Genomic DNA, 19644 nt, shown 5'->3' on the forward strand with positions numbered 1-19644 from the left:
ATTATTAATAAGCGCAAAGTAAGTACGAAGAACTGGATATTCCAAATTATTTTTAATTATTCTAAATAACAATAATGAATATAGAGCGGCTTTTCAGCCCAACTTAGAAAGCAATACGCTCATAACAATCGAAAAAATAACGACTTAGGCGTAAAATATGTGGCCATTAGAGATTTGGCTTAGATAAAAAATCTAAATTGATTTTTAGCAGCGGAGTAAAGTCAAAAAGGATTCTGACATGTGGCGGCTTATCTAATTTGCTCGGTCGTAAGTAAAAAACAAACCGAGTAAAAAGGTATAGGACTAAATTTGTTAACAATGGCTGATAGATATCACCAAACATTGTTAACAAAGTAAGGGGTGTTAAATTGAGCAATAATTTGGATGTCATTGCTAAGCACAGTTAAAATTTAGGTCTAATTAAAAACAGAAAACTCCGACTATGATGCTTTTTGGCTAGAAATTTTCAAAATATATGCTTTACCCAGACTAAGTTTGAAATAGTTGTTTTGCAACAATTCCTTCATTCTAGCATCAGATAAAAGCACATCGTACAGATCTCGAGCCACTGCAGATCCTGAAATATTATTTAGCACTTTACCATTTTGAATTTCTAAACTAAAGCCATAATCAGATTTGTTTCTATTGCCCAGATTGTGCAAATCAGACTTTGTAAAGTTAATCTCCTGCTCGCTTGTAAGTGCCTTTTTGAACTGTATCGCAAAAACTGGCAGGTATTTTTTCCAAAGTGGGTAGTATAAATTAATTTGTACCATGTATTTAATGTTTGTCGTTTAGGTTTTATTTACTGTCGCCAATAAAGTCAACAGCCGCAGTTGGAGCGGAAAGCACGAATTTAACATATAATTAGGGTTTTTTAGCTTTATTTCCAATGTTTTAGATTTTTGAGCGATTTCGGGACCACTCATACACCCAAATTGCGGCTTTGTGAGTGCAATTCTGAAATAGCACTTTAAGATCTTTTAAGTAATACGAAAGAAAAACCTAGGTAATGAACAACGTGGTAAAAATAGCGTTAACCCACTTTGTTTAATTGAAATTCAAATTATTTTTCTTCATTACCGAGTTCAATCTCCAAATATTCATCGGTATCAATATTCGCTGGCAATATGTTTTCATGAATCTTCGCCGAAGATTTAATTCCTAGTTCGTTAAATTTTATCGCCTTAGAAATAAGATTTCCTTTTCCAGTATTTAACTGGGCCAAAGCAGCTTGATAACTGTGTTCTGCCCCCTGCAATTGCTTGCCAATTTGTGCAAATGTTTTACTAAACCCAGCAATCTTCTCATACAAATCTTTACCCATTTTGGCAATTTCCTGCGCATTTTTACTTTGATTGTCACGCTGCCATAGATTTGCAATCAGCTTAAGACAAGCAATTAAATTCGTAGGACTGATTAAGATAATTCGTTTTTTAAACGCCTCATCCCAAATTTGCGGATTGGTTTGTATTGCCAGCAAATAAGCGGGCTCTATCGGCATAAAAAGCATCGTGTAATCCAGAGCTTGTTTATGGTCGTCGTACTTTTTACCGCTTAGCGTATCTATATGATTTTTAATGGCCTTTATATGATCTGCCAAATGCTGGTTTTGTAGCTCTGGCGTATCTGCTGACACAAAGCGATCGTAGGCCAATAAAGAAACTTTAGAGTCTATAATCACCACTCTATTATCTGGAAATTTCACCAGCACATCTGGGCGCAAATTGATTCCATCCTCTCCCTTTTGGTTTTGCTCTAAAAAATATTCTCGGTCTCTCACCAAGCCCGACATTTGCAAAATACTTTCCAAAATCATTTCGCCCCAATTTCCCTGCTTCTTCGTATTTCCTTTTAAAGCAGTAGCTAAATTATTAGCCTCCAAACTCACTTTATCAGTCTGTTCAATCAACTCTTTTACTGTTTTCTCTAAAGTAAATCGCTCTTTAGATTCCTTATCGTATGTCTCGTGTACTTGCTTACTAAACTTCTCAATATTCTCACCCAATGGCTTCAATAGCGCATCTAAATTAACCTTATTTGTATGCGTAAAGCGTTCAGATTTCTCTTCTAAAACTTTATTGGCCATTTCCTTAAACTGTAACAAATTTTGCTCGTGCAGGGTTGCCAAGTTCGCCCTTTGCTGCCCCAACTTTTCACGCGCTGAATTCAGCTCCGCTTTTAAAACTGCGTTTTCAGTGCTCAATTGAACGGCTTGTTTCTGAATAATCTCATTTTTTAAAGTTAATGTTGTCAAATCATTGCTTTTTGCCTCAAATAAATGCTCAAAAGACTGTCGCCGATTTTCTGCCTGTAGATATTGCAGATGGAGGTCGTCGAAACGAGTTCTAGCAACGCTCGTAGATTTACTTAGCGTGTTAAATATAAAATACGAGATTAAACCGCCAACTAAAATACCGCCTAATATTAAAAGAATATCCATGTTTGATGATTGGTTTAAACGTTTGGAAAATAAAAGAAATCTCGCTGTTGCTTTATCGAATTTTTAAGTAGCCTTTTTTTATAATTATTTGGGCGCTTTTACACGCTTTCCATTATATCTTTGCTTGGCTAAAATACCAAACAAAGGATGCCATTTCAATCGTTAGCGCTGGCGGATGCGATAAAAATAAAACCAGACTTCAAATCTCTAATCCATTAAATGACTATTCAGTAAAGAAAGCAATAATTCTACCTAAACTTTTCGTCCCCCTTTAATAATTAAATACTGACTAATGGCTACCACACCGCTTGCAGTTGCCACGATCCCTGCAGAAATTAAATTTTTAGGATTTAAATAGATGTAATAGATGGCAACTAACGCCAAAACAGCTGCGCTTATTCCAATAACTAAATGCAAAATATGCCGTTTTTTCATGTTAAAATTCAATTAATTTTATTTTTCAAGTGTAATGCTTTTCCCTTCAAAATGTAAATTATGGCCAACAAAATCTGTATCCGTAAGCGCCTTTATTTTTTTAAAAGCCTGTTGACTATCGTCGAGTGTTAGGCCCTTTACTTTATCTTGTTTGACAGAAATTACGTCGGCTGAAAGGAAATTTCCTTTGCGATCTATTTTCAACCTTAACAATGGAGCAAAACCATTTGCCCCTAATAGATTAAATGTACCTCGCGTACAAAAGTTCCCCAAACTGTAGGCTATAAACTTATTTTTATAAACCTCTACCGCCCGAGGTACATGCGGACCGTGCCCAAGCACCACGTCTGCGCCAGCGTCTATCACCGCATGCGCAAACTCATAAACATTGCCTCTATTTTCCTTGTAAAACAGCTCGGTTTTTCGTGTTATGTGCTGAAAACCATTTCCCTCTGCTCCACCATGAAAGGAAACAATAACTACATCTGCAGCATCTTTTAATTTGGAAACCAGAGCTTTGGCGGCTTTAACGTTATTTATAGAAACAGTATATGCATTAGGTGCAAAAGCACAAAACCCATACTTAACGTTATTTAAGGTAAAAAGTGAAAATGGTTTACTTACCTGGCCTGCATAATAAATTTGCAAAGAATCCAAAATCTTCGTTGTGGTTCTTCGGCCTTTCGAACCGAAGTCGCCAATATGATTATTGGCAATACTCAACAAATTAAATCCCGCAGCTTTCAAAATAGCACCGTACCGTTGTGGCATCCTAAACGCATACTTAGTTTTAACTTTTAAACTGTCGATTTTTTTCGTTTTCCCATCATTTAACAACACGCCTTCCAAATTGCCAAACACTACATCCCCTTTTAGAAAACCATCCACTGCTTCAAAACTGTTTTTCGCATCATCGGGTGGCAAATGGCTTATAGATGGGTAAGTAGAACCAAGCATTATGTCGCCAACGGCAACAACAGTTAGGGTATCTTTATTTTGGGGCAAATTGCCTATTTCTTCAGCAGTAGGTAATGCCTTGCTGTGGTCTGTATCTTGCTTATTTTCATGGCTTACACAACCAAAAAAAACAATTAAACTAAGACTCAACAAAATAGACTGGCGCGGGACAAACTTCATCTAAAATCGCTTTGCAAAAAAAATCCCCCGAAATGATTTTGGAGGATAGGAAAACTTTCCTTTTTAAAAAAGTTTTAAGCGCAGTAAAAATTATTCAGTGGTAAAATCCTTTTTTACCGATTCTAAAATTCTTCCGCCCTTGTAAAAATACCTGCTGTAATACGGTTCGTTTAAATTGCTAATCACTACTCCTCTAGAACTAGACGCATGTGCAAAGCGATCGTCACCTAAATAAATTCCGATATGAGAAATGCTCCTACTTTTAATCTTAAAGAAAACAAGGTCGCCTTCTTTCAACTCATCTTTAGAAAGTGGATCTACCATGCTAAAGATGTCTCTTGAATTTCGACGAATGGTGGTGTTGAAAACTTTGTCGTAAATGGCTTTCGTAAAAGCCGAACAATCTATGCCATTTTTTGTGTTGCCACCAAAACTGTATGGTGTTCCAATCCATTCGTAGACAAATTTGTACAATTTTAAGTTTGCAGTAGCGTCTATTGCTACCCCCATAACTTGAGAAAAATATTGAGAAGCTAGGTTGTCTGGGTCATTAACATCTTTAGCGGCTTCTTTTGTTTTGGTCTGTGCAAATGCAGCTGAGAACGTGCAAATGGCGATTATTGTTGAAAACAAAATTCTTTTAATCATGTTATGCTCTTTGTTGTTGCGGGTACACTCCCTTTAACGCACTCTTTAACGGCTTATTGTTGGTTGCCAAAAGTATCATTTCTACAAATGTTATCCAAATGTTTGTGCAGACAAACGTAAAGTTATTAACATTTAAACAAAATATACCATTCATTTTACGTTAAAAACTTCGTTATATTACAATAAAAATTTAGATTTGCTGACGTAAGAAAACTAAAAACACCAAATGAGTGCAGTAGAGATTAATAAAGATACTTGGTTAAAGTGGTTCGAATCAATGTTGCTTATGCGCAAGTTCGAAGAGAAAACGGGTCAACTGTATGGCCAACAGAAAATTCGTGGTTTTTGCCATTTATACATCGGGCAGGAAGCTGTTGTTGCCGGAGCAATATCCGCAATGAAAAAAGGCGATTCTATGATTACAACTTACCGTGATCATGCACATGCATTAGCGCTTGGGGTATCTGCGGACGCGGTAATGGCTGAGATGTATGGAAAATCTACCGGCTGCAGCAAAGGCAAAGGTGGTTCTATGCACATGTTTAGCAAAGAACATAATTTTTACGGCGGTCATGCCATTGTAGGAGGTCAAATTCCCTTAGGTGCCGGTGTGGCATTCGCAGAAAAATATAAAGGAACAGATTTTGTAAACATCTGTTATATGGGTGATGGTGCAGTGCGCCAAGGAGCGTTAAATGAGACGTTTAACATGGCAATGCTTTGGAAATTGCCTGTTGTTTTTGTGTGCGAAAACAATGGTTATGCCATGGGAACCTCCGTACAACGGACTACAAATATGACCGATCTTTATAAGATCGGTTTAGGTTTCGATATGCCATGTGCACCTGTAGACGGAATGGATCCGGTAGCGGTACACAATGCCATGGATGAGGCAATACAACGCGCAAGAGCGGGCGAAGGACCAACATTTTTAGAAATGCGCACTTACCGATACAGAGGACACTCCATGAGTGACCCAGCTAAATATCGTACCAAAGAAGAATTGGAAGATTACAAAGCAAAAGACCCTATTGAATTGGCAAGGGAAACCATCGTTAAGCAAAAGTATGCCGATGATAAATGGTTTGAGGAAGTAGAAGCACGCATCAAAGAAACCGTTGCCCACGCTGTTCAGTTTGCAGAAGAGTCTCCGTGGCCTGATCCATCGGAACTCTATACAGATGTGTACATAGAAAAAGATTATCCGTTCGTAAAAGATTAATTTTCTGAAAATTTTTAACAAAATATAATGGCTGAAGTAGTAAGAATGCCCAAAATGAGCGATACCATGAGCGAAGGGGTATTGGCAAAATGGCATGCAAAGGTTGGCGATAAAATAAAAAGTGGGGATGTGCTTGCAGAAGTAGAAACCGATAAGGCGACTATGGACCTAGAATCTTATGAAGAAGGTGTTTTATTACACATTGGCGTAGAAGAAGGAAAAGCGGTGCCAATTGATGCAATTATTGCAGTGATCGGAAAAGAGGGCGAAGATTTTCAAGCTGCCATAGATGCAGCAGGCGGAAGTCAAAAATCCGTAGCTGAAAGCAAAAGTGACGATAAGCCTAAAGAAAATAACAGCGACGATTCAAAGTCGGACGATAAATCCGAGACAAAAGAACAAGCCATTCCAGCTGAGGCCGGAGGGATGACTGAGGAAGAGTTGGAGAAAAAGGGTGTGACGATTATTCGCATGCCTTTGCTTAGCGATACGATGACTGAAGGCGTAATTGCCGAATGGCATAAAAAAGTTGGCGACAAAGTAAAAGACGATGATGTATTGGCTGATGTAGAAACAGATAAGGCCACCATGGAAGTGATGGGTTATGCTACAGGAACGTTATTATACATTGGTGTAGAAAAAGGGGAAGCAGCAAAGGTGAATGGAATTATTGCCATTGTTGGTCCCGAAGGTACCGACGTAAGCGGCGTAGTTAGTGCAGGAGCTGTTGAAGCTTCTGCAGAAAAAGACAGCAAAGAAACTGACGGGCCTAAGGCTGACGATAAAGAAGTTGAGAAATCTTCCTCTGAGAAAAGTGCAAATGCTGCTCCAGTTGCAGCGGCTTCTGGAGATGGGCGTGTGAAAGCATCGCCTTTGGCTAAAAAAATAGCGCAGGATAAAGGAATAGATTTAGCTAGCGTTTCTGGAAGTGCTGAAGGTGGTCGCATTATTAAAAAAGACATAGAAAACTTTAAACCAGCTGCTGCCGCTCCTACACCAGAAGTTGCTAAGCCAGAAGCGGCAAAAGAAACAGCAGCTTCTCCTCTTCCAGCATTTATTGGAGAAGAAAAATATACCGAAAAACCTGTAACGCAAATGCGTAAAGTAATTGCGAAACGCCTTGCTGAAAGTTTATTTACTGCGCCACATTTCTATTTAACCATGAGTATCGATATGGATAAAGCAATAGAAGCAAGGGCAAGAATTAATGAGTATGCGCCATCCAAAGTTTCATTTAATGATTTGATTTTAAAGGCTACTGCAATTGCGTTAAAACAGCATCCAAATGTAAATTCATCGTGGTTAGGCGATAAAATTAGATACAACGAACACGTAAATATTGGTGTTGCTGTGGCAGTAGAAGATGGCTTATTGGTACCAGTGGTTCGTTTTGCCGATGGAAAATCTCTTAGGCGCATCTCTGCTGAGGTTAAAGATTTCGCCCAAAAAGCAAAAGCAAAAAAGTTACAACCCGCAGACTGGGAAGGTTCTACTTTTACCATTTCTAATTTGGGAATGTTCGGTATAGATGAGTTTACAGCGATTATTAACCCACCAGACAGTTGCATTTTAGCTATTGGAGGAATTTCTCAAGTTCCTGTAGTTAAAAACGGAGCAGTAGTTCCAGGAAATGTGTTAAAGGTTACACTAAGTTGCGACCACAGGGTGGTAGATGGCGCTACGGGCGCTTCATTTCTACAAACCTTAAAAGCTTTGCTAGAAGAACCAGTTAGGTTATTGGCTTAATCTCCAATTAGTTTAGACGAGTTAATTCTAATTAAAAATACATAGATCTCCAGAAATGGAGATCTATTTTATTTTATAAGCCAATCAGCATAAAATTGAATTCATTTGTCATCCTAAGCCTTTCGAAGATATGACACTGAAATCTATACGTAACGTTAGAGCCGTTTTACTTTTCTCCATACTCATCCGCAAATCTATAGATGTTAAAGTCATCACTCGCCATTTCAATCTCTAATCGACCTAACAACTCCGCTTTATCAACATCAGTCATTCTTTGCTGTTGGATAAGTTTCCAAGCTTTTTCTGCCATGAGGAAATGCCTCAGGTCTTGTTTCGCGGATGTAGATTTCAACATCCACTTGCACAGTTCTGGTACACCAATACCTTTTTCGGCAACCGTTTTTAAAATTGGGATCGCCTTTGTTCCACCGTGGATGGTTTTTTTGAGATTGTTTGCAAATTCATCCGCACCCGCTCTATCTGCCTTGTTTACCACAAAGCAGTCGGCAATTTCCATCAATCCTGATTTTATGTTTTGAATACCATCGCCAGATTCCGGCACCAACAAAACAATCGTTTTATCTGCTAAGCCAGCAATTTCTACCTCAGACTGTCCGACACCAACGGTTTCAACAATAATCATATCAAAATTAGCCGCCTTTAATACGTCGACCATTTCTATTGTCTTTGCCGAAATACCACCCAACGAGCCTCTGGTTGCTAAAGAACGTATGAAAACATTTGGATTTGTAAACTGTGGGGACATTCTAATCCGATCGCCAAGTAAAGAACCGAAATTGAATGGAGATGTTGGGTCTATCGCCAATATAGCCAACCTTTTATTTGCTTTACTTAACTCTGTAGCAATGGCGTTTACCAAGGTGCTCTTCCCAGCTCCCGGAGGCCCGGTAATTCCGATTACAGGAACAGCGTTGTTGCTTTTAAGCGTTTTTAACAGCGTAGCGGCTGGCGAAATGTCGTTTTCGACTAAAGTTAAAAATCGCGCCAAAGCCCTAAAATCACCTTTTTTAGTTAAGCTCAATAAATTTTCCGGCTCCTCCATCAATAAAACTATATTGGTACAAGTTAGAAAGAAAAATTGAAGTCGGAAGTGGGAACTCAGAAGTCAGTTTTTCCAAGCAAGAATTCAGCAGTGGAGACAACTGAACTCATTGCGCTAAATAAAAGAAGGAACAGAGATTAAATGGCGATTCCAAAACAATCCATCAAACTTTTAAAACGGCAGTCTCGCCATTCTTTACGCCTAACTAAAGCCGAAGTTATTGTCGTTTTATGAATAAAGATAAAACTTTTTTAAGCCATGTGGCTGACTTGGTATTGAGCAAGTAAGAATCGGCTAGGTTGTGCGCCGTTATTTGCTTTCTATTTTAAATCATATGCGCACATAATCACGGATGTGGGCCAGGAACTCTTGGACCTTGTTGAATTTGCTTCTAACCGCGTACTTTTTTTTGCCCTGGTTTTGTTCTTTGCACTCGTTTTTCGTACGCCTCTAATATATGCTTTGCTAAAACGTTTATAGACACACATGGCGGCCACTTTACCGTTGAAACCTCCTATTGACGCCATTGATTAAAATTACCCTGAGTAGATCAAATCTAATAAATTGAATGTGAGTAGGTTAGCTAAACATCAGAAATTTAACAAACATAAAACGAATATAAGTCGGATATTCGTCGAACACAAGTGTCTGGTGTCCGTCTAACGTCCGTCCAAGAGCCGTAGAAGGTCCGTTTTAGACACTCCTTTAATTGGCGCATATTAGCTGGTATGATGTTGGAATGAAGTATGCCGGTTTTTATCCCAAAGAGCGCTAATGAAGATTAGCCATTCCTATTCCGACAATGTTATACAAGTTTTCTATACGATCGAAATTCTCTGGTTAGCGTCATTTGGTATTTGATTCTAAGCGTCCAATTTACTTTTGCGTAATGGCTTTATTGCCCTAGTAGGTTGAGCACAAATGGTTGGAGTCAAAGTCTGGGTTTGCAATTGGGTTTACATCTTCAATTTAATAAAGCGTGTTCATGAAAACACTATATGAAATGCAAAGGTAGGGAATGCCAATAACGGAATCTCTGATTGATAGCATTGCTTTCGATTTTTATCAACTTATTGGGAATGATCAGCTTTTTTAAGAACAAAACACTGCTATAATAAGGGAAATCCAAAATTAAGAAATACACCGATCTGGATTCGATAAAATGCTCAACCAATTTTGATAAAGGATGTCATTGCAAATTTTTAACCTGAGTTTTCAGCTTTGGCAAAGCCCTAAAATCACCTTTCATAGTTAAGCTCAATAAATTTTCTGGCGCTTCCATCAATAAAACTATATTTGTACAACTTAGGAAGAAAAAACTTGAAGTCGGATGTTGAAAATCAGATGTCAGTTTTTTAAGCAAAAATTCAGGCATCGAGACAAATGAATTCATTGCGCTAAATAAAAAAAGAGCATAGATTAAATGGCGATTCCAAAAATAATCCATCAAACGTTTAAAACGGCAAATTTGCCATTTATTACGCGTTGGCACATTGCTAAATTCAAGAGAAAAAATCCCGAATATAAATATGAATTTTATGACGATGAGCGGATCATAAAATTTTTAACAGAGGAGTATAATGAAGACACCTTAAGCCTTTATAAACAGATTAACATTGGTGCTGCCAAAGCAGACTTTTTTAGGTACGCTCTTCTCCTGAAAAAAGGTGGCGTCTACTTGGATGTAGACAGCGGACTAAATGTTGCGTTAGACAGTTTTATTTTGCCAACTGATGAAGCAATTATCTCTGCAGAGCGTAACCCAGGTTTATTTGTTCAATGGGCGTTGATATTTAATAAAGATCATCCATTCCTAAAAAAAACCTTCGATCTGGTTTGCGACAACATTAGAACAAATAAATATCCAAACGATGTGCACCAAATGACTGGTCCAACGGTTTATACCGAGGCGATAAATCAAGTGCTTAAAACCCATCCTAATACTAAATATCGACTTATAGGCATCGATTACAAAGGCTATTTGAAATTTAAGTATGCTTTTAGCAAACTGCTTTATAAAAAAGGAGAACACTGGAAAAAAATGCAGCTCACCAAGCCTGTTCTTCTCCCCTAACACTTTCCAAGTCATCTTGTCGTTTTAAAAAGACGAGACTGTTACCAAAAAAAATTAAGCAATGAAAGTTACCGGTTTTACGTTCATCAGAAATGCTGTTATAAACGACTATCCAATTGTAGAGGCCATTAAATCCATACTACCCATTTGCGATGAATTTATTGTTGCAGTTGGAAATTCGACTGACGAAACCCGTGAACTGATAGAAAAAATAGACAATCCAAAAATTAAGATCATCGATACCGTTTGGGAAGAAAGACTGAGAGCAGGTGGAAAAGCTTTTGCGCTAGAAACAGACAAAGCCATCGCAGCAGTTTCTGCAGATACCGACTGGATGTTTTACATACAGGGTGACGAGTGTATCCATGAACAATTTCTGCCAATGATTAAAAAAGAAATGGAAGAGAACTTAGACGACGATAAAGTGGAGGCGCTCCTGTTAAAGTATAAGCATTTCTATGGCTCATATGATTATGTTGCAGAATCTAGAAGATGGTACCGCAGAGAGGTTAGGATTTTAAAGAATCTGCCAAATATTCATTCGTATAGAGATGCCCAAGGTTTTCGCATAGATGACAGGAAGTTAAAGGTAAAGTTAATTGATGCTTATGTTTATCATTACGGATGGGTTAAAACGCCTAAAGACTTACAACATAAAGTAAGAAATTTTAACCAATTTTATCAATCAGAAGAATGGGTGGAGGAGAAGTATCCCGTACAAAACGTATTTGATATGACAAATGCAGATCGGTTGGTTAGGTTTACTGAAACTCATCCAAAAGCAATTAAGGAACGCATTGAAATACTTAATTGGAAATTTGATCAGGACTTAACAAAAGCAGTCAAAAAAATGTCTTTTAGGCGGCAACTTCTTCAACATATAGAAAGCCTTACCGGATACCGCCTTTTTGAATACAAAAATTACAAGATTGTAAATTGACAGTATTTAGCCGTAAATTTACGCCTCGCACCCCAACTTGCCTATGCACCGCCCAACAGTCGCTTTGTTAATCTCTACTTATAATTGGCCCGAAGCGCTCAGTTTAGTGTTGAATAGTGTTTTAGGTCAAAGTAAAATACCTGATGAAATTGTTATTGCAGATGATGGATCGGGGCAGGAAACCCTAACTCTGATTGAAAGTTTTAGCAAAAAACTGAAGATCAAACATGTTTGGCAGGAGGATAATGGTTTTAGAAAAAGCCTAATTTTAAACAAGGCGATAAAAGAAATTAATTCTGATTATATTGTTCAAATTGATGGGGACATCATTGTTCATCCTAAATTTATCGAAGATCATTCTAACGCCGCAAAAAACGGGCATTTTGTGCAGGGAAGCAGGGCAATGCTGAAAGAGCAAAAAACGACAGAAATATTAAAGAGTGGACAAACTGATCTCTCTGCGTTGTCTGATGGGTTGAACAATCGGTTTAATGCCATTAGATTCCCACCTCTTGCGCCACTATTCACGCTAGGTACATCTAATCCATTTCATTTAAAAGGTTGTAACTTTGCTTTTTGGAAAACGGACTACATCAATGTTAACGGATATTACAATGGCTTTGAAGGATGGGGAGGTGAAGATTACGAATTTGGCGCTAGGCTTTTGCACGCAGGTGTTAAAAGAGTTAAGTTAAAAATGAAAGCATTAGCTTTTCATATATATCATCCCATAAACTGTAGGGCAAACACAGGCGCAAATGATCGAATATATCAAGAAACATTATCGAAAAATTTAATCTACCGAGATAACGGCTATAAAGAAGTTTAAATCAATACTTAATAAAATGATATTTATCAACGCGGAATCTTAATGAAAACATATTTTAGACTTCTTTCTTTTGCCAAACCCATTGAGAAATTTGCAATACCATATGTAATCACCACATTACTTTCTATAATCTTCGGAACTTTAAATCTTGCGCTACTTGGCCCACTATTTGACACTTTGCTGAGCGATGGAAAACCAAGTCAAACGGCTACGAGTAAAGCAATAAGTTCTTTTGACATTATGGGCCAGTTTAATGCTTTTGTACATCGTTCGTCTACTACAAATGGCGCAGAAAAAACATTAGCTTTTGTTTGTTTGGCGATTGTGGTATCTGTCCTACTTTCTAATTTTTTCAGGTATTTCTCACAGCGCTTTATGGAAGATTTACGTGTGCATACACTGCTAAAGTTTAGAAAAAGCGTGTTTGATAATGTAATGAATATGCACGTTGGTTTTTTTAATAACGAACGTAAAGGAGATATTATTTCCAAAGTAGCATCGGATGTGCAGGTGGTGCAATTTACCGTTACCAACACATTGCAAGTGATTTTTAAAGAGCCCGTAACTCTTATTGCGTATGCGGTATTACTTTTTAATATTTCCGGTAAACTTACCCTTTTTTCGCTCTTGGTAATTCCCGTATCTGCCTTCATAATAAGCAAAATCGTTAAGCGATTAAAGCAACAAGCCAAGGAATCACATGAGTCTTTCGCAAAAATGATTGGTTTTTTAGATGAGGCGTTAAGCGGAATAAAAATTATCAAAGCATTTAACGCCACCAATACCATTATAAAAAAGTTTGATGACGAAAATGTCTTTTATTCCAACATCACTAGAAAGATGGTCAGACGACAACAACTTGGTTCGCCAGTTTCTGAATTTTTAGGCGTTTTAATGATAACGGCAATTGTTTATTATGGAGGAACACTAATTCTCAATAAAACTGAGGGCGCATTATCTGTAGGCGGATTTATTGCTTATGTTGCGCTCTTCTCGCAGATAATGCGCCCAGCGAAAGCGTTGACCGATTCTTTTAGCGGTATTCATAGCGGAATTGCAGCTGGAGAACGGGTACTGGAGTTGATTGACGCAAAACCGGAGTTGATAGATAGGCCGGATGCTTTGATAATTAAAAAATTTAATCACGATTTAATCTTTTCTGACGTAAGTTTTAAATACGGAGAAAAAGAGGTGCTAAAAAACATCACACTTACTATTAAAAAAGGCGAAACTATTGCGCTCGTCGGCCCATCTGGCGGTGGTAAAAGCACCTTGATGGATTTGATTCCTCGTTTTCATGACCCAAAATCTGGAAGCATCAAAATAGATGGCAAGGATTATAAAGAGCTCGCGGTAGACAGCATCAGAGCCCAAATGGGCATTGTAAATCAAGACTCTTTTTTATTTAACGACAGTATTTTTAACAACATTGCATTTGCAAAACCAGATGCAACCGAGCAGGAGGTTATTGCGGCAGCAAAAATTGCAAATGCGCATGAGTTTATTTTAAATACAGAACAAGGTTACAATACTTTTGTGGGAGATCGTGGCAACAAGCTTTCTGGTGGGCAGAGACAACGTGTTTGTATCGCACGCGCCGTATTGGCAAATCCACCAATTATGTTGCTAGATGAAGCCACTTCAGCGTTAGATACTGAATCTGAGAAATTGGTGCAAGATGCCCTCACCAATCTAATGAAAAATAGAACTTCTATTGTCATTGCACACCGCTTAAGCACTATCCAACACGCGGATAGAATTGTGGTTATCGATAAAGGGGAAGTTATTGAATCTGGAACGCACAAAGAATTAATTGGAAATAAAGGACTCTATAATAAGTTGATCGAATTACAGGCATTTAATATATAAACCTGTAAATTGTTTAGTATACCTATGGACAAGGGAATTACTGTTATTATTTGTACCCACAATGGGGGAATTAAATTAGCAGAAACGATTAGGCATTTAGCGCAACAAGAATTTGCATTGGATTTTAAATGGGAAATTATTCTAGTCGATAACAATTCCACTGACAATACGCTGGACATAGCCAAAGAGGAGTGGTCAAAACATCAAATAGGCGCGGTAGATTTTACAATAATTGCAGAAGAGAAGGTAGGCAAGCTATTTGCGTTTCAACGTGGAATTACAGCCGCCAATTATGAATACTTCACAGTATGTGATGATGATAATTGGCTTGACAATGATTATCTAAGTACTGCATTTTCTATTTTAGAAAAGGATGAGAAAATAGGCGCTACCGGTGGAGAAACAACCGCAATAAATAACCCAGATGAGGATTTTCCATTTTGGTTCGAGGAACACAAGGCAGCCTACGCTGTCGGAAAGCAAGCTTCAAAGTCTGGTGACATTACATGGCGCGGATTTTTATGGGGTGCGGGTTTAACTTCCAGAACCGCTTTATACAAAAAAATGTATCAGTATGTACCCTCTTTACTCATTAATAAAAAAAACCTCCAAATATTATCTGCCGAAGATACCGAATACTGTTTGAGGTTGATCTTAAGTGGCTACACGCTTTTTTACAGCAGTGATTTAAAGCTTAAGCATTATATTTCAGCCGACCGATTAATGTTAGCCTATAAAAATAGCTTACACCAAAACTTTACTAATGCGCACAAAATTTTGGAGAAATACTATTTGGCAATAAAACTATGCAAACTTTCAAACCCACGCGTGTTGCAAAAAGCTAGATTGTCCGTAATTACACCAATTAGGCTTTTAGCTGGTAGAAATAAAGAGAAGCAAAAAACGATTCTACACTATCTTTTCCCGCTGTTTTTTAAGCCAGATTATATTACTTCGCAAATTGAGGAATTTCTGAAACATTAGTAGTATGACACAAAAAGGGATTACAATTATCATTTGTACCTATAATGGTGTAGAACGGCTAGGTCAAACCCTTTACCATATTTCACAATTAACGGTCCCATCAAACATAAAAATAGAGCTTATTTTAGCAGATAATAATTCTAGTGATGATTCAACTGGTTTTTCAAAAGAGGAATGGATAAGATTAGGTGTTTCCAACATCGCGCTCAACACAATAAGCGAAACAAAACCAGGTAAACTCTATGCTTTACAAAAGGCCATTTATAGTGCCAGTTTTGAGTATCTAATTATTTGCGACGATGACAATTGGCTAGCAAAAGACTATTTAATAAGGGTTTTATATAACTTCGAAAATAGGCCCAACATTGCTGCTTTCGGCGGCCAGGGCTTAGCTGTAACAGATGCGCTTGAATTACCAAAATGGTTTAGAAATTATGCATATGCCGTTGGCGCTCAAAGCAAGGTTGATGGTATTATGAAACCGGGCAGTGTATTATGGGGAGCGGGATTGGCAACGCGAAAAACACTGTATAAAGAAATGTATCAAAATTTTCCATCTATAATTCCAACGTCCAAGTTTAACATTCTATCTGCAGAGGACACAGAATACTGTTTGCGCCTAGCCATTAAAGGCTATCGTTTATGGTATGATAGCGAAATGATTTATCAACATTTTATTCCAAAATTTAAACTCACTGAAAAATTTTTTGAAGAAAAGCTTTTACGAGGTTTCGATAACTCGCGCCAAACGTTGGGTAAATATTATCCTGCCATTCGGGTTTACATAAAAGCCAAAAAAAGACCCGATATATGGCTATACTTATTTTTCAGCTCTTGCTTTAGATACCTATTTTTTGGGGGAAGAAGAAAAATAAAAGCTAAAGATACACTATTTCACCTACTGCCTTTTTGGATTAAATCAGATCCAATTTCAACCGAGATCAAATCCTTTGCTAAGACAAATAACCTTACTTTCCATTAAAATAATAATCGTTATTTTGAAAGACAAACTTTTAATCTTCATCTAGTCTCCCAATTTATGGCGAACAAAATTATTAGGACGTATGACAATTTTTTAGATCTTTTAAGATATCCCCACATATCTGCTGGCATTTCAAGTAAAACTGATTTATTTTTCTTCTTTCAGCGCTGGTCGCTTGGCGGCGCAGAGCGGGTTCAGCTTGATGTTTTAAAACTTTTCTATAATAAAAACCCAACTTGCTTCATAACCTCAAAATCTCCAAATATGGGGTTTAAGAAACCTTATAAAGCTTTGGCCAACGTTGTTAACTTGAATAGATGGGCAGAAAAAAACGTCTATAAAGCGTATATGCTAAAAAAAATTGCGAAGGCGATAAACGCCGCAACTCATCCGATTGTATTTGGCAGTAACAGCAACTTTATGTATGAGCTAATTCCACTATTAGAAGCACGGGTAAAAATAGTTGACCTTATCCACAATTTTAGGGATGATAAACAAAGTACCGAATGGTACAGTCTTCCTTATGTCGATAGAATTGAAACGAGGATAGTGGTAAGTGAAACAATTGCTCAGCAATTTAAAGCATTTTATAAAAAAAATAACATTTCGTCGAAATACCTAGAGCGGTTAAAAATCGTCAATAATAAGACCCCTTTTAACAGTACTTTTCCGACCAAAAACTATGAAGACATTTTACAGGTTGTCTTTGCATCGAGGAACAGTGAAGAAAAAAGAGTAAATGTAGTCATCAGGATTGCACAGCTATGTTTTGAACAGCATCTTCCATTAAAGTTCAGCCTAATTGGCGATTTCTCTGAGCTGCAAATCACCACCTCGCCTAACGTAGAATTGGTTGGCGAGATAAAGGATTTATCCCTCTTGAACGAGTATTACAAAAAATCAAATTTGCTACTTCTTACCTCCAAAACAGAAAGCTGGGGACTGGTTATTTTTGAGGGAATGAGCTTTGGAGTCGTTCCGGTGTCAACAAATGTAGGAGAGTTATCGAATTACATTTCAAACAAAAACCAAAATGGAGCGATATTAGATAACATCGACGACCCAGAGAAGCTAGCGTTCTTATTTGTTGATGAACTTAAAACGTTTTGTGTTGATAGGCATAAATTGAAAACATTTAGTGAAAATGCATTCAACACCGCTGCTCTTCTTGCAAAAACATGTGATTTTGATGTCGCCTACAGACTTGTAATTTTGGGAGACTAAACTAATTCGACCTTTATGATTTAGAAAATACCAATTGACCAACGAACTCAAAAGCAAAAAGGTTTAAATCATCGAATATCAAGCAAATGATACCGTTTAACCTTCTACGAACTTATTAACGAAAAGGCATTTTAAAAATTAGTAAATTGAAAATAGTTAAATTTTTGGGTGGTTTAGGAAATCAAATGTTCCAATATGCATTTTATAAATCGTTAAAAAGTAGATTTAAGGATGTTAAAGCGGATATTTCGGGTTACAAAAGTTATAAACTCCATAATGGATTTGAACTAAACAGACTATTTGGCATAAATTTAGAGGAAACTTCGCAATTTATCATCGACCTATACAATCCATTTGTTAGGTACTGGTATGCTAGAAAGTTGAGAAGAATCCTGAATTTAAAAAACGTTTACGTCGAAGAGAAAACACCTTTTTGTTTAGAAAGCTCAATTTTACAAGATCCATCAAATGCATTTTATTGGGGTTATTGGCAAGACCCAAGATACTTTTCAGAAATTGAAGCCGAAATAAGAGAAGATTTACAATTTAAATTGCCGTTAAACCCTAAAAATCAATCCTTTTTAGAGAATATTAAGCTGGTCAATAGCGTTTCAATTCATGTTAGGAGAGGAGACTACCTCAATGAAGAACTCCTCGGTGGAATGTGTTCTGTTGACTATTATCTTAAAGGAATGGCATTAATGAATGCAAAAATAGACCATCCAATATTCTTTATTTTTTCGGATGACATTGCGTGGTGTAAAAAAAATTTAATCGCTAATTCTACATTAATATTTATAGAAGGAAATCATAACAGCGAAAGTTATATAGATATGCAATTGATGAGTAATTGCAAACATAATATTATTGCTAATAGTAGCTTCAGCTGGTGGGGTGCTTGGTTAAATAATAATCCAGAAAAAATAGTTATTGGCCCAAAAAAATGGATCGACGATGATTCGCCTAATTGTATAATGCCAAAAAAATGGATAAAATTATAAATAAGCCGGTTGTTACGGTTTTAATGGCCGTGTTGAATGGCGAGAAATATATCGAAAACGCAATTAATAGTATTTTAACCCAGAGCTTTACAAATTTTGAGCTTTTGATAATTAACGATGGTTCGAAAGATAAAACGGTAGAAATTGTTGAGAACTTTGTTGACCCAAGAATTAGATTAATTAGTAACATAAAAAATGAAGGACTCTTCTTTACCCGTAACTATGGCGTTAAGGAAGCAAAAGGAAAATACGTTGCCATTCTTGACAGCGATGATGTAGCCACTTTCAATCGCCTAAAAATACAGGTTGCTTTTATGATAGCAAATCCAAATATAGCCTTGTGCGGTGGACAGGCCTGTTTCATAAATGATAATGATATTAAAACTGGCGCTTCAGATTATGTCGTTGGAAATGACTTATCGCATCAGCTAGTTATACATAACATCTTTATAAATTCTACCCTAATGATAAGAAAAAGCGCTATCGTAGAAGTCGGTGGATATCGAGATAGATCTCCAGCAGAGGATTACGACCTATCGTTTAGAATATCGTTGAAATATAAGGTAGCCAACCTCAACAACGTTTTTGTAAACTATAGGGAACACGCAAATAATATTTCTAAAATACAGGCTAAAAAATTAGATGAGGCAGAAATTAACATCATTAAAGATATTTATGCTGTTTTAAATATTCCTGAACGAGAACTACTAATTAAGGTTCATCACGACTTGGTAAAATTCAAAACTGAATCAACTAACATTGAAGAAATTCTTAAATTACTCGAAGTGTTAAAGAATGGTAATGCGTCCAGTAAAGTTTATTTTCCTACTGTTTTCAACCGGATGCTAATGGAGAAATGGCTGAGCATTTTATTGGAAAAAAAGGAGAGGCGAGTAATTTCATTATACTTTAAAAATCAATTGTTTGAAAGGCAATTTTTAACATTCAAACACCTTCGCAAAATAATCAAACAGGCGCTCATAATTCGGATATCAACTACTTCATTAAGACAATAGATTAAGCGTAGATAGACGAGGGGAATTAATA

17 protein-coding genes are annotated in these 19644 nt (G+C 37.1%); 11 read left to right on the forward strand and 6 right to left on the reverse strand.

Annotated elements, in window-relative coordinates:
* Positions 1-440 precede the first annotated feature (440 nt).
* From ACVWYG_RS11820 to ACVWYG_RS11840, 5 genes are all read right to left on the reverse strand, one after another.
* Positions 441-776, reverse strand: a complete 336-nt coding sequence (locus tag ACVWYG_RS11820; protein WP_457270428.1) for a hypothetical protein — start codon at positions 774-776, stop codon at positions 441-443.
* Positions 777-1066: 290 nt separating this feature from the next.
* Positions 1067-2443 carry a DNA recombination protein RmuC gene (locus ACVWYG_RS11825; RefSeq protein WP_457270429.1) on the reverse strand — a complete coding sequence of 459 codons (1377 nt, stop codon included), beginning with the start codon at positions 2441-2443 and terminating at the stop codon, positions 1067-1069.
* A gap of 252 nt (positions 2444-2695) precedes the next feature.
* Positions 2696-2878: a hypothetical protein gene (locus ACVWYG_RS11830; protein ID WP_457270430.1), complete on the reverse strand. Its 183-nt coding sequence runs from the start codon at positions 2876-2878 to the stop codon at positions 2696-2698.
* An 18-nt stretch (positions 2879-2896) separates the two neighbouring features.
* Positions 2897-4015: a CapA family protein gene (locus ACVWYG_RS11835; protein ID WP_457270431.1), complete on the reverse strand. Its 1119-nt coding sequence runs from the start codon at positions 4013-4015 to the stop codon at positions 2897-2899.
* A gap of 90 nt (positions 4016-4105) precedes the next feature.
* Entirely contained in the window at positions 4106-4663 is a 558-nt protein-coding gene (locus tag ACVWYG_RS11840; RefSeq protein ID WP_457270432.1) for a C40 family peptidase, read from the reverse strand.
* Between the two features lie 226 nt (positions 4664-4889).
* Here ACVWYG_RS11840 and pdhA point away from each other — a divergent pair, with 226 nt between their 5' ends.
* Complete coding sequence (gene pdhA / locus ACVWYG_RS11845) at positions 4890-5885, forward strand: pyruvate dehydrogenase (acetyl-transferring) E1 component subunit alpha (protein WP_457270433.1); 996 nt, start codon at positions 4890-4892, stop codon at positions 5883-5885.
* A 27-nt stretch (positions 5886-5912) separates the two neighbouring features.
* The gene (locus ACVWYG_RS11850) at positions 5913-7631 is read left to right on the forward strand and encodes a pyruvate dehydrogenase complex dihydrolipoamide acetyltransferase (RefSeq protein WP_457270434.1); all 1719 of its coding nucleotides are present in this window, start codon (positions 5913-5915) and stop codon (positions 7629-7631) included.
* A gap of 166 nt (positions 7632-7797) precedes the next feature.
* Here the strand turns inward: ACVWYG_RS11850 and meaB are convergent, their stop codons facing one another.
* Positions 7798-8694 carry a methylmalonyl Co-A mutase-associated GTPase MeaB gene (gene meaB, locus ACVWYG_RS11855; RefSeq protein WP_457270435.1) on the reverse strand — a complete coding sequence of 299 codons (897 nt, stop codon included), beginning with the start codon at positions 8692-8694 and terminating at the stop codon, positions 7798-7800.
* A gap of 1423 nt (positions 8695-10117) precedes the next feature.
* Here meaB and ACVWYG_RS11860 point away from each other — a divergent pair.
* The 9 genes from ACVWYG_RS11860 to ACVWYG_RS11900 all read left to right on the forward strand — a co-directional run bounded on the left by ACVWYG_RS11860 (position 10118) and on the right by ACVWYG_RS11900 (position 19613).
* Positions 10118-10768 (forward strand): glycosyltransferase family 32 protein, encoded by a 651-nt coding sequence (locus ACVWYG_RS11860; RefSeq protein ID WP_457270436.1) that lies wholly within the window; start codon positions 10118-10120, stop codon positions 10766-10768.
* Positions 10769-10829: 61 nt separating this feature from the next.
* Positions 10830-11708 (forward strand): glycosyltransferase family 2 protein, encoded by an 879-nt coding sequence (locus ACVWYG_RS11865; protein WP_457270437.1) that lies wholly within the window; start codon positions 10830-10832, stop codon positions 11706-11708.
* Between the two features lie 43 nt (positions 11709-11751).
* Positions 11752-12537, forward strand: coding sequence for a glycosyltransferase family 2 protein (locus ACVWYG_RS11870; RefSeq protein ID WP_457270438.1), 786 nt, complete (start codon positions 11752-11754; stop codon positions 12535-12537).
* Positions 12538-12579: 42 nt separating this feature from the next.
* Positions 12580-14406: an ABC transporter ATP-binding protein gene (locus ACVWYG_RS11875; protein WP_457270439.1), complete on the forward strand. Its 1827-nt coding sequence runs from the start codon at positions 12580-12582 to the stop codon at positions 14404-14406.
* 24 nt (positions 14407-14430) lie between these two features.
* Complete coding sequence (locus tag ACVWYG_RS11880) at positions 14431-15390, forward strand: glycosyltransferase (protein ID WP_457270440.1); 960 nt, start codon at positions 14431-14433, stop codon at positions 15388-15390.
* A gap of 4 nt (positions 15391-15394) precedes the next feature.
* A complete protein-coding gene (locus ACVWYG_RS11885; protein WP_457270441.1) occupies positions 15395-16372 on the forward strand; it encodes a glycosyltransferase in 978 nt (325 codons plus the stop codon).
* 57 nt (positions 16373-16429) lie between these two features.
* Positions 16430-17596, forward strand: coding sequence for a glycosyltransferase family 4 protein (locus ACVWYG_RS11890; protein WP_457270442.1), 1167 nt, complete (start codon positions 16430-16432; stop codon positions 17594-17596).
* Between the two features lie 146 nt (positions 17597-17742).
* Positions 17743-18597 (forward strand): alpha-1,2-fucosyltransferase, encoded by an 855-nt coding sequence (locus ACVWYG_RS11895; protein ID WP_457270443.1) that lies wholly within the window; start codon positions 17743-17745, stop codon positions 18595-18597.
* On the forward strand, positions 18582-19613 hold the full coding sequence (locus ACVWYG_RS11900; RefSeq protein ID WP_457270444.1) for a glycosyltransferase family 2 protein: 1032 nt from the start codon (positions 18582-18584) through the stop codon (positions 19611-19613). The genes ACVWYG_RS11895 and ACVWYG_RS11900 overlap by 16 nt, the downstream gene beginning before the upstream one ends.
* Positions 19614-19644 lie beyond the last annotated feature (31 nt).

This window comes from Pedobacter sp. UYEF25, from assembly GCF_054061655.1.

Bases quoted from the DNA above. Each gene is read 5' to 3' on its own strand.
- ACVWYG_RS11850 (WP_457270434.1), top strand. From the start codon at position 5,913: ATGGCTGAAGTAGTAAGAATGCCCAAAATGAGCGATACCATGAGCGAA.
- ACVWYG_RS11875 (WP_457270439.1), top strand. From the start codon at position 12,580: ATGAAAACATATTTTAGACTTCTTTCTTTTGCCAAACCCATTGAGAAA.
- ACVWYG_RS11870 (WP_457270438.1), top strand. From the start codon at position 11,752: ATGCACCGCCCAACAGTCGCTTTGTTAATCTCTACTTATAATTGGCCC.
- ACVWYG_RS11825 (WP_457270429.1), bottom strand. From the start codon at position 2,443: ATGGATATTCTTTTAATATTAGGCGGTATTTTAGTTGGCGGTTTAATC.
- ACVWYG_RS11885 (WP_457270441.1), top strand. From the start codon at position 15,395: ATGACACAAAAAGGGATTACAATTATCATTTGTACCTATAATGGTGTA.
- pdhA (WP_457270433.1), top strand. From the start codon at position 4,890: ATGAGTGCAGTAGAGATTAATAAAGATACTTGGTTAAAGTGGTTCGAA.
- ACVWYG_RS11900 (WP_457270444.1), top strand. From the start codon at position 18,582: ATGGATAAAATTATAAATAAGCCGGTTGTTACGGTTTTAATGGCCGTG.
- ACVWYG_RS11890 (WP_457270442.1), top strand. From the start codon at position 16,430: ATGGCGAACAAAATTATTAGGACGTATGACAATTTTTTAGATCTTTTA.
- meaB (WP_457270435.1), bottom strand. From the start codon at position 8,694: ATGGAGGAGCCGGAAAATTTATTGAGCTTAACTAAAAAAGGTGATTTT.
- ACVWYG_RS11820 (WP_457270428.1), bottom strand. From the start codon at position 776: ATGGTACAAATTAATTTATACTACCCACTTTGGAAAAAATACCTGCCA.
- ACVWYG_RS11840 (WP_457270432.1), bottom strand. From the start codon at position 4,663: ATGATTAAAAGAATTTTGTTTTCAACAATAATCGCCATTTGCACGTTC.
- ACVWYG_RS11865 (WP_457270437.1), top strand. From the start codon at position 10,830: ATGAAAGTTACCGGTTTTACGTTCATCAGAAATGCTGTTATAAACGAC.
- ACVWYG_RS11835 (WP_457270431.1), bottom strand. From the start codon at position 4,015: ATGAAGTTTGTCCCGCGCCAGTCTATTTTGTTGAGTCTTAGTTTAATT.
- ACVWYG_RS11860 (WP_457270436.1), top strand. From the start codon at position 10,118: ATGGCGATTCCAAAAATAATCCATCAAACGTTTAAAACGGCAAATTTG.
- ACVWYG_RS11880 (WP_457270440.1), top strand. From the start codon at position 14,431: ATGGACAAGGGAATTACTGTTATTATTTGTACCCACAATGGGGGAATT.
- ACVWYG_RS11830 (WP_457270430.1), bottom strand. From the start codon at position 2,878: ATGAAAAAACGGCATATTTTGCATTTAGTTATTGGAATAAGCGCAGCT.